At 60.9% G+C, this 10,847-nt stretch carries 6 protein-coding genes; 1 reads left to right on the top strand and 5 read right to left on the bottom strand.

The features are described 5' to 3' along the window. Positions 1 to 422 precede the first annotated feature (422 nt). On the top strand, positions 423 to 2,363 hold the full coding sequence (locus Q4Q11_RS16535; RefSeq protein ID WP_498570163.1) for a M23 family metallopeptidase: 1,941 nt from the start codon (positions 423 to 425) through the stop codon (positions 2,361 to 2,363). Between the two features lie 102 nt (positions 2,364 to 2,465). Here the strand turns inward: Q4Q11_RS16535 and clpB are convergent, their stop codons facing one another. The 5 genes from clpB to ptsP all read right to left on the bottom strand — a co-directional run bounded on the left by clpB (position 2,466) and on the right by ptsP (position 10,786). After that, positions 2,466 to 5,066 carry an ATP-dependent chaperone ClpB gene (gene clpB, locus Q4Q11_RS16530; protein WP_112504238.1) on the bottom strand — a complete coding sequence of 867 codons (2,601 nt, stop codon included), beginning with the start codon at positions 5,064 to 5,066 and terminating at the stop codon, positions 2,466 to 2,468. A gap of 359 nt (positions 5,067 to 5,425) precedes the next feature. Then, positions 5,426 to 6,127 carry a DUF4167 domain-containing protein gene (locus Q4Q11_RS16525; protein WP_498570162.1) on the bottom strand — a complete coding sequence of 234 codons (702 nt, stop codon included), beginning with the start codon at positions 6,125 to 6,127 and terminating at the stop codon, positions 5,426 to 5,428. 349 nt (positions 6,128 to 6,476) lie between these two features. Continuing rightward, entirely contained in the window at positions 6,477 to 7,352 is an 876-nt protein-coding gene (gene prmC / locus Q4Q11_RS16520) for a peptide chain release factor N(5)-glutamine methyltransferase (RefSeq protein ID WP_498570161.1), read from the bottom strand. Beyond that, positions 7,349 to 8,428: a peptide chain release factor 1 gene (gene prfA / locus Q4Q11_RS16515; protein ID WP_498570160.1), complete on the bottom strand. Its 1,080-nt coding sequence runs from the start codon at positions 8,426 to 8,428 to the stop codon at positions 7,349 to 7,351. The genes prmC and prfA overlap by 4 nt, the downstream gene beginning before the upstream one ends. Positions 8,429 to 8,518: 90 nt before the next feature. Next, positions 8,519 to 10,786 (bottom strand): phosphoenolpyruvate--protein phosphotransferase, encoded by a 2,268-nt coding sequence (ptsP, locus tag Q4Q11_RS16510; RefSeq protein WP_112504246.1) that lies wholly within the window; start codon positions 10,784 to 10,786, stop codon positions 8,519 to 8,521. Positions 10,787 to 10,847: the final 61 nt, after the last annotated feature.

The raw sequence follows: 10,847 nt of genomic DNA, 5'->3' as shown, positions 1-10,847 counted from the left end.
ACCAAGGAAACACCAGAGCGAGAGACTTCGTCGCCAGCAGCGCCGCCGCCCTCGTCAGTGATCGGGCTTATAGACCCCCCAACCCGATATAGTCAACAGGCCGATTTTGAAAAAAATCAAAAAACAGATAAATGATTGATTCCTATGAGAGAATTATGAACATTCCTGTGATCATCGCAAATACGCCGCAAAAACACTCACAGATATCCTATCGGGAACGTCCAGCTCGACCGGGAGACGCGGAACCGACCATAAAGCAACGCCTCCCGCCCGATGATCAGGCGACGCCCGTACTACCCTGGTGACAAACGAGGCATCGTGCGACGCAAAAAACGGCCGCGCGATTTGACACCCCTGTCATAAATATGCACATCTTCGCCCCCAGCCTGCGGCTTGCATGAAGGAAGCGGATCACGATCGGCATGATGACGGACAAGATGATGCTCCGATCGCTCGGTAACGAGCCGCCGATCCTGGCCGATGGCAGGCGGGCGCCGGATCGGCGCGAAGTTTCGCTCCGCTGGCTTTCCGGCACCTTCCTGACCGGCCTGACCTCAAGCATTCTGATGGGCGTGGCATTGTTTGCCGCCCTCGATGGCCGGCAGCAGCTGGCCATTCCGGCAGAAGCCTATGCGACGACCGATAGCCACAGCGCCACCGACAACCAGGTCACCCGCGGCGGCCGGCTGATTTCGACCGCAATCGCCTCGAAACCGTCCGACCGCAATGTCCTCGAGGTTTCGACCGTTGTGCGCGACGGCGACAAGGAGGTGGTGCGCCGCCAGCCCTTTGCCCATGTGAAGATCGCGCTCGCGACCAACCGCGTCGTCAATGAAAGCTATCCGCCCTTCGATCCTCTGGCGATCTTTTCCGCCGACGAAAACATACCGCAGCCGGCCAACAAGACCGGAGCCATCTACGGATCGGATGTGGAGTCCGAAGTCAGCCTGAAGACGATCCCCTTCCCTGCCAGGGATATTCCTTTCCAGCTCGCCGGCTCCATGTCGCTGGAAGAGGTCGAGCAGAATGTCCGCTCCAACGGCTCGATACTCGCAGATGGCAACGCCCAGCTTTCAGCGCTCTATTATGTCGATCCGCGCCGCTTCGCCAATGACGATTCCGATGTCGACCTGACAGCCGGCCTTTCAGCCCGCATCGTTGAGGAAAACATGTCCGTCTCGGCTCCGGAAGCGGTGACTGCGCAGACGCAGGAGTTTGCCGACGATATCATTCCGGTTCGCCAAAACATGCCGATAGCCTCGGCGCTCACCGGCGCCGGCTACCTCAAGGCGGATGCAGACGATATCGCAGCAAAAATCCAGCCGCTTTTCGGTTCGGCCGACGTCTCCGCCGGCGACGTGCTGCGCATCGGCATCCTGCAGAAGGGCGAGCAGGCCACGATCATCCGCGCCAGCATCTATCGCGGCACGAAACATCTGGTCACCGTCGCGCAGAACGACCGCGGCGAATTCGTTGCCGGCAACGCGCCGCCGATGCTCGATGCCATCTCGACGGCTTTCGACAACGATGGGCCTGCCTTAACGGCTGGGCGCGATTTGCCGAGAGTCTACGACGGGATCTATCGCGCAGCCCTATCCTACGGCATGACGACGGAAATGGTGGCACAGATCGTCAAGCTGCTTGCGAGCAACGTCGATTTCCAGGCACAGCTCAAACCCACGGATTCGCTGGAGGCCTTCTTTTCGGTCACCGACGACAACGGACAGGCAACGGCCGATTCCGAACTGCTTTACGTCAACGCCAGGTTCGGCGATAACGTGACCCGCTTCTACCGTTTCGAGGACCCGGCGGATCACTCGATCGATTACTTCGATGAAAACGGCAAAAGCATCCGGCAGTTCCTGCTGCGCAATCCCGTTCCGACGGGCATCTTCAAATCCGGCTTCGGTATGCGCCGCCACCCGATCCTCGGCTTTGCGCGCATGCATACCGGCGTCGACTGGTCGGCGCCGCGCGGCACTCCGATCATTGCGGCCGGCAACGGCATCGTCGAAAAGGCCGGCTGGGATTCCGGCGGCTTCGGCAATCAGACCCTGATCCGGCATGCGAACGGCTACGTCTCCTCCTACAATCACCAGAGCGCCATCGCCAAGGGCGTCGTGCCGGGCGCAAAGGTGGTTCAAGGGCAGGTCATCGGCTTCATCGGCTCGACGGGTCTCGCAACCGGCCCGCATCTGCACTACGAGCTGATCGTCAACGGCACCAAGGTCGATCCGCTGCGCATCCGCCTTCCCGGCGGCAAGTCGCTCGAAGGCGAGGCCCTCGCCAAATTTCAGGAAGAGCGCAAGCGCATCGATACGCTCCTCAGCGACGACAAGACGAAACAGGTCGCCAGCAAGTAGTATCAGCCGCTCGGCCCATTTCAAGCTGATCTGACGACGCTACCGCCGACAGCAAAATGGCGGCCCGAAGACCGCCATCCGCATTTATTCACCCGCTGCGGCTTAGGCCGCCTCATTCACGGCCTGACGCGGGCGGAACAGCAACCTGTCCGAACCGCTGGTGACCTTGACGAGCGAGCCATCCGGAATCTGACCAGAAAGAATCTGCTCAGCGAGCGGATCCTGGACATATTTCTGGATTACCCGCTTCAGAGGCCGTGCGCCGTAGACCGGATCGTAACCCTTGTTGGCGAGCCAATTGCGGGCATCCTCATCAAGTTCGAGCGTGATCTTGCGCTCCGACAGCAGCTTCAGCAGCCGTTCAAGCTGGATATCGACGATCGCGCCCATCTCGTCACGCTTCAGGCGATGGAACAGGATGATCTCGTCGATACGGTTCAGGAACTCAGGCCGGAAATGCGACCGGACCACGTCCATCACCTGCTCGCGCACCAAATCGCTGTCATCGCCCTCCTTCAGCTGGGTCAGATATTCGGCGCCCAGGTTGGAGGTCATGATGATCATCGTATTGCGGAAATCGACCGTGCGACCCTGCCCGTCCGTCAAGCGTCCATCGTCCAGAACCTGGAGCAGAATGTTGAAGACATCGGGATGCGCCTTCTCGATCTCGTCGAACAGCACGACCTGATACGGCCGACGGCGGACGGCTTCGGTCAGTGCACCGCCCTCCTCATAGCCGACATAGCCGGGAGGAGCACCGATCAGCCGGGCAACGGAGTGCTTCTCCATATACTCGGACATGTCGATGCGCACCATCGCAGTATCGTCGTCGAAGAGGAAGCGGGCGAGTGCCTTCGTCAGCTCCGTCTTGCCGACACCTGTGGGGCCGAGGAAGATGAACGAGCCGATCGGCCGGTTCGGATCCTGTAGTCCAGCGCGCGAGCGGCGAACGGCGCGGGAGACGGCCTGAACGGCATCACCTTGGCCGACGACCCACTTCGCCAGCTCGTCTTCCATCCTGAGCAATTTGTCGCGCTCGCCTTCCAGCATCTTGTCCACGGGAATCCCGGTCCAGCGGGAAACCACCTGGGCGATGTTGTCGGCGGTGACGACTTCCTGCACCATGGAATCGCGGGCACTATCCTGCTCTTCCGCGTCGTGGAGTTCCTTCTCCAGATTGGGGATCACACCATAGGCAAGCTCGCCTGCACGCTGGAATTCGCCCTTGCGCTGGGCAATGGCGAGTTCGTTGCGGGCATCGTCGAGCTGTTTCTTCAGATCGGCGGCCAGACCCAGCTTCTGCTTTTCGGCCTGCCAGCGCGCAGTCAGCGCATCGGCTTCCTCTTCCAGCGAAGCAAGATCACCCTCCAGCCGCTTCAGCCGGTCGGCGGAAGACTGGTCGGTCTCCTTCTTCAGCGCCTCGCGCTCGATCTTCAGCTGGATGATGCGGCGATCGAGTTCGTCGAGCTCTTCCGGCTTGGAATCCACCTGCATGCGCAGGCGAGCTGCGGCTTCGTCCATCAAGTCGATGGCCTTGTCCGGCAAAAAGCGGTCGGTGATGTAGCGGTTCGAAAGCGTCGCAGCCGCCACCAGCGCGGCATCGGCGATGCGCACTTTGTGATGCTGTTCATATTTTTCCTTCAGGCCGCGCAGGATCGAGATCGTGTCCTCGACCGTCGGCTCTTCGACCATGACGGGCTGGAAGCGGCGGGCAAGGGCCGGGTCCTTTTCGACATGCTTGCGATATTCATCGAGCGTGGTCGCACCGACGCAGTGCAGCTCGCCGCGCGCAAGGGCCGGCTTCAAGAGGTTGGACGCATCCATGGCGCCATCGGCCTTGCCGGCGCCGACCAGCGTGTGCATCTCGTCGATGAACAGGATGATCTCGCCATTCTCCGACTGCACCTCATTGAGCACGGCTTTCAGCCGCTCTTCGAACTCGCCGCGGAATTTCGCACCGGCAATCAGCGCGCCCATATCGAGCGCCATCAGCTTCTTGTCCTTCAGCGATTCCGGCACGTCGCCATTGACGATGCGCAGCGCCAGGCCTTCGACGATCGCCGTCTTGCCGACACCGGGCTCGCCGATCAGCACAGGATTGTTCTTGGTACGGCGGGACAGGACCTGGATCGTGCGGCGGATTTCGTCGTCACGGCCGATCACCGGGTCGAGCTTGCCTTCGCGAGCCTCGGCGGTGAGGTCACGGGCGTACTTCTTCAATGAATCGAAGCCCTGCTCCGCATTGGAGGAATCAGCCGTGCGACCCTTGCGGATATCGTTGATGACCTGATTAAGGGCGACAGGTGTAACACCTGCATTTTTCAGCGTCGCCGAGGTGGAAGCCGTGGGCTCGATCGCCAGTGCCTGCAAAAGACGCTCGACGGTGACGAAACTATCGCCCGCCTTCTTTGCGGCATCTTCGGCAGTGGTGAAAACCTTGGCGAGCGGCTGCGAGAGATAGACCTGGCCGTCGCCGCCGGAAACCTTCGGCAGCTTGGCAAGCGCGGCATCATTGGCAATGCGGGCAGCCTTGGCATCGCCGCCGGCACGTTCGATCAATGAGGCGGCCATGCCCTGGTCATCGTCCAGAAGCACTTTGAGAACATGCTCGGGCGTGAACTGCTGGTTACCCTGCGCCAACGCATAGGTTTGCGCGGATTGCAGGAAACCACGCACCCGCTCGGAGTATTTTTCGATATTCATGTGAGACCTCCATGAATCGCCCTGCCCAGACCGGCGCAGACCGATGATTGAGATTGAGCCCCCTCAAGAGGCAGGCCCGCCTTCCGCCATTGAGATTTGCGGCAAAGCAACTGGAGAGAATATGGGAGGGTATTTGAAGAGTTTAAAGGGTGGAAAATACGAAAAAAGGCGCGAGATTTCGGCCTGCGAAATACTTCGGTCAATCGCCGGAAACCTTGGGGCGACCCGGCCTCGGAAAAGGTGTTGTCGAGCCACAAAGGTTCCGGCCATCCTCGACAGCAAAACGGCAGCGGCAGTGCATGTCGCACTGCCGCTGCCGTTTCGATATTCGAACGCTCGCCCCAAGGCGCACGCAGACCTTATTCCGAGGCAGCATCCGCCAGAGCCGGAGCTTCGCTCGAAGCGCCTTCGCCCTGATCTTCGCCTTCGGCTGCGGCAGCGCTGCGGCGCGGCTGGCGGCGCGGGCGATTGCCGCCTGCATTGCGACGGCGCGGCTGGCGCTCGTTAGCGGCAACGGCTGGAGTTTCCTCTTCGATCGCCACTTCGGCCGGGATGCCTTCGATCACCGGCTGCGGGCCTGTGCCGTTGATCGCTTCGGGCTCGGGAGCAGGCGCGGCGGCAACGGCCGGGGCCGATTGCTGCCGGCGAGCCGAGGGCTGCGTCACCTGCGGCTGGTCCTCGATCTCCTGCGCATCCATATCGTCGATGTCACGCTCGGCATTATCGCGGTCATTGTAATTGTGATGATCGTCGCGCTGGTAGCGTTCCTGCATCTGCGCCTGGGCGCTGGCAATGATCCGATTGTAGTGCTCGGCATGCTGCAGGTAGTTTTCGGCCATGACGCGGTCGCCGGAGCTTTGCGCATCGCGAGCCAAAGCCGCGTATTTCTCGGCAATATGCTGCGCGGTCCCGCGGATTTTCACATCGGGACCGGAGCTGTCGTAAGTCCTGGTCAGCGGGTTCGAGCCCTTGCGGTTGAAATTGTTGTTGTTATTTCCGCCGCCGCCGTTGTTGTTATTGCCACGCCCCCGACCGCGCTTGTTCTGCTGTCCTGGCCTCATAGATCCTTCACCTGAATTCTCTTCGTTGGGATAAAAATCATACACGGCACCTGCCGCCGCGGTTCGGACATTCCCGAACCAGGGCCTGCGTGCCGCAAGCAAACTGCGCTTTAAGCGCCGGTCTGCCGCTCGACTACGTCAGATTAACTGATCACGCATTGGGTTATCTTCAACCTTTGACACTCTTACCAAAGAGCGGATCCCCGAGGCTGTCCAAGACAGGCGAATCGTCTCGCCTATTCCCAGCCGCCCAACGCGTGAGCGCAACCTATATTGCTTCCTCAGGAAATCCAAGCTTTTTCTTTGCGATAACAACAGAGGTCCAACAAATCTGCTGCAAGATGTCGCGTTAATGATGAAATTCAAACACAAGAACCCGATCGTTCTGGCCGTAGTCACGAGCCGCCTCGACAAGGGAAAATCCTGCTCCTTCAAAAATCGAAGTCACCGTTTCACGCTGATCGTAACCGATCTCCACTCCTAACATACCATCCGGATGTAGAAACCGCGACGCATCCTTTGCGATCGCTCTGTATGCATCCAGCCCATCAACGCCCCCGTCAAGGGCCGCGGGAGGATCGAAATCCTTTACTTCTGGAGCGAGAGTGGAAATGACACTGGACGCAATATAGGGCGGATTTGAGACAATCACATGAAAACGTTCGTGGATGGCTTCAAACCAGCTTCCCTGCGCAGTGCTGAACCGCGCAGCCAGTCCATTTCGCTCCGCATTTCCGCGAGCCGTCTCCAGCGCTTCGCTGGAAATATCGGAACCGACACCCGTCGCTTGCGGGCATTCATGGAGCAAGGCCAAACAGATGGCTCCCGTTCCGGTTCCGATGTCCAGTATGTGGATATTGCCAAGCCTGGTTTCAAGGCGTCTCAGATGCGGCAGCATCGTATCGACGAGAATTTCGGTATCTGGCCGCGGTTCGAGCGTCGCAGCCGAAAGCCGCAGCGACAGGCCATAAAACTCCCGCTCGCCGAGAATGCGATAAACCGGTTCATGATTGAGCCGGCGGGCGAGCGCCGCACGTATCGTCGCGGCATCGTCGGCAGACACAGCCTCGGAGCCGCGCGTCATTAGGCCGGTGGCGGCAAGATGCAGAAGGCCGCCGACGAGAATGCGCGCTTCCGTGGCAGGATCATCGAGGTCGGCCTCTGCAAAACGGGCGCGTACCTCCTGCAGGAGCCCGGATATGGTGGTCTCCTGCCCGCCGCTCATACCTGTTCGCCAAGCTGGGCGAGCTGGCTCGCCTGGTAATCCGCCAGCAGCGCATCGACCACCTCGTCGATCTCGCCGACCATCATCCGGTCGAGCTTGTAAAGCGTCAGGTTGATGCGGTGATCGGTGACGCGCCCCTGCGGGAAATTATAGGTGCGGATGCGCTCGGACCGGTCGCCCGAGCCGACCTGGCTCCTGCGGTCGGCGGAACGCTCGCTGTCGGCGCGCTGGCGCTCCATGTCGAACAGACGCGAACGCAAGACCTGCATGGCCTTGGCACGGTTCTGGTGCTGCGATTTTTCCGAGCTCGTCACCACGATTCCCGAGGGAATGTGGGTGATACGCACGGCCGAGTCGGTCGTGTTGACGTGCTGGCCGCCCGCACCCGAAGAGCGCATCGTGTCGATGCGGATATCCTCGGGCCGGATCTCGACGTCGATTTCCTCGGCTTCCGGCAACACCGCGACCGTTGCCGCCGACGTATGGATGCGTCCGCTCGCCTCGGTTTCCGGCACGCGCTGCACGCGATGGACGCCGGATTCGAACTTCAGGCGGGAAAATACACCCTTGCCGCTGATGGTGGCGATGATTTCCTTGAAGCCGCCAGCTTCGCCCTCGCTTGAGGAAAGCACTTCCACCTTCCAACCGTTGCTGGCTGCAAAACGCTCATACATGCGGAAAAGGTCGCCGGCGAAAAGTGCAGCTTCGGAACCGCCCGTACCGGCGCGGATTTCCAGAATGGCGCTCTTCTCGTCAGCCGCGTCCTTGGGCAACAGTGCGATCTGGATATCCTTTTCCAGCGTCTCGATGCGCTCCCTGACCTCGGGCAGCTCCATCTCGGCGAGATCGCGCATGTCGCGGTCGACAGACTTGTCGGAAAGCATGGTCTCGAGATCGGCAGCCTCGGCAAGCGCGCGCTCATAGTCGCGGATCCTGGTGACGACCGGCTGCAGCTCGGAATATTCGGAAGCAAGCTTCACATAGACATCCGCGGCCGGACCGGCCGACATGCGCGCCTCGACTTCGCCGAAACGGCGTTCCAATTCACGCATCTTTTCAACGGGGAGCTTCGCCACCCTGGACTCCAATTCTTCTTATTATATCTGCTTTGACGTGATGCACATGATCCTGCCTGGAAACCGCTTGGTATTTTTCAGGATCATACGCTAAAGCGGAATATTGTGGCTCTCGGCAAAGCGCACAAGGATATCCCGCATCGAAGCTGTCGGATGTCTGTCATCCAATGCCTCCTCCATGACCGCGGACAGGGCCTTGAGGTCGAGCCCGAGCAGCATCGCCTTGACCGGGCCGATCGAGGCCGGCGACATCGAGACCGAGCGGAAGCCGATGCCGAGCAAGGCCATTGCCGAAATCGGCTTGCCGGCCAGCTCGCCGCAGAGTGTGACCGGCGTCCTGTTGCGCACGCCGGCGCGCACGATATCGCGCAGAATGCGCAGGAACGGACGATCGAGCGGATCGAAACGATCCGATACGCGGGCATTGCCGCGATCCACCGCCATCGAGAACTGGAACAGGTCGTTGGAGCCGACCGAAACGAAATCGACTTCCGCCATCAGTTCGTCCAGCTGCCACAGAAGCGCCGGCACCTCCAGCATGGCGCCGAACTGCAGCTTGCGCGGCAGGCCATGCCCGAAGCGCGACAGATGCTGCACTTCCTTCTGCAGCAATTCGCGCACCGCCTTGATCTCGGAGACTTCCGTGACCATCGGCACCATCATCTTCAATTCGCTGTCGGCCGCCGCCTTCAGCATGGCGCGCAGCTGCGTGCGCAACAGGCCCGGGCGGTCGAGCGAGAGACGAATGGCACGCCAGCCGAGCGCAGGGTTCTCTTCCTCATGCGCGCGGAAATAGGGCACGACCTTGTCACCGCCGATGTCGAGCGTCCGGAAGGTGACGACGCGTCCGCCCGCCTGCTTCATCACGTTGCGATAGAAGGCTTCCTGTTCTTCCGCTTTCGGCATGGTGGAGGCGATCATGAACTGCAGCTCGGTGCGGAACAGGCCGATGCCCTCGGCGCCGGATTCCGCAAGCTGCGGCAGGTCCACCAGCAGGCCGGCATTCATCAGCAAGGAAATGCGCTGCCCGTCCTTGGTGACCGACTCGACGGAGCGCAATGCCCGGAACTGCTCCTGCCGGCGGGCGCGGAAGCGCACCTTCTCTTCATAGGAGCGCTGATGATCGGCCATCGGCCGCAGATGCACATGGCCGCCATCGCCATCGATGATGACCGGATCACCGTTTTCGGCAAGCGCCACGACACCTACCGCCTGTCCGACGACCGGAATACCCATGGCGCGGGCAACGATGACGACGTGGCTCGTGACCGCGCCCTCTTCCAGCACCAGCCCGCGGATATTCGCACGCGGATAATCCAGCAGTTCCGCCGCACCCATGGCACGCGCAAAGATGATCGCATCGTTCGGAAAACCCTCGGCGCTGGTGCGGCCGGAATGCCCGATGAGCTGCCGCAAAAGCCGGTTCGCCAGATCCTCGAAATCGTGCATGCGCTCGCGCAGATAAGGATCGGTCAGACGCATCATGCGCGCCTTCGTGTCGCTCTGCACCTTTTCGACGGCAGCTTCAGCGGTCAGGCCGTTGCGGACGGCTTCCTCGAGCTTGCGCACCCAGCCCTGGTCGTGCGCGAACATGCGGTAGGTTTCAAGCACCTCCCGATGCTCGCCTTCCATGGAAACGTCACGGCGCGACAGCATGTCGTCGATCGAAATGCGCAGCGAGCCGAGCGCTTCGGCCAAACGGCCGATTTCCTTGTCGGCATCCTCGTTCAAGAGATTGGTGACGACGATGCGCGGTTCGTGAAGCACGACATAGCCGAGACCGATGCCCTCATTATAACTGTCGCCATCGATGGTCACGGAGCGGGTGAGGTCGAGTTCCAAGCCCGGCTTGGTGATCTTCTTCAGCTCGCCGGTGGCGATCATCTCAGCCAAGACCATGGCCGTCGTTTCAAGCGCCTCCAGCTCTTCCTCGCGATAGGTTCGGCTCGCCTTGTTCTGAACGACGAGAACCCCGAGCGAACGGCCGGTGCGCAGGATCGGCACGCCGAGGAAGGAGTGATAAATCTCTTCGCCCGTTTCCGGCAGGTAGCGGTAGGCGGGATGCGATTGCGCATCCGAAAGGTTCAGAGGCTGGGCGGAGGCCGCGATCGTGCCCACGAGGCCCTGCCCCATCTTCAACTGCGAAAGGTGGACGGCCTCCTTCTTCAGGCCCTCGGTGGCATAAAGCTCGAGGACGCCGTCGGCGCGCAGCACATAGACCGAGCAGACCTCGGCGACCATGTTGCTGGCAATCTGTCGGACGATCCGGTCAAGGCGCTCCTGCGGCTCCAGCGGCTCCGCCATCAACTCGCGTAGCCGCTTGAGCAGAACGCGTGGACCGCCGGATAGGTCTCTCATTGCGCCACTAGCTCCCGAATCAAGATGTCATGCCTGTCTTGCCCACGTCAGGGCCGGCCGA

The organism is Rhizobium sp. UFLA01-1127, from assembly GCF_059803845.1.
This window is presented reverse-complemented; position numbering and strand designations above follow the sequence as displayed.

Coding starts and splice junctions, on each gene's coding strand:
- Q4Q11_RS16535 (WP_498570163.1), top strand. CDS start 423: ATGATGACGGACAAGATGATGCTCCGATCGCTCGGTAACGAGCCGCCG.
- clpB (WP_112504238.1), bottom strand. CDS start 5,066: ATGAATATCGAAAAATACTCCGAGCGGGTGCGTGGTTTCCTGCAATCC.
- Q4Q11_RS16525 (WP_498570162.1), bottom strand. CDS start 6,127: ATGAGGCCAGGACAGCAGAACAAGCGCGGTCGGGGGCGTGGCAATAAC.
- prmC (WP_498570161.1), bottom strand. CDS start 7,352: ATGAGCGGCGGGCAGGAGACCACCATATCCGGGCTCCTGCAGGAGGTA.
- ptsP (WP_112504246.1), bottom strand. CDS start 10,786: ATGAGAGACCTATCCGGCGGTCCACGCGTTCTGCTCAAGCGGCTACGC.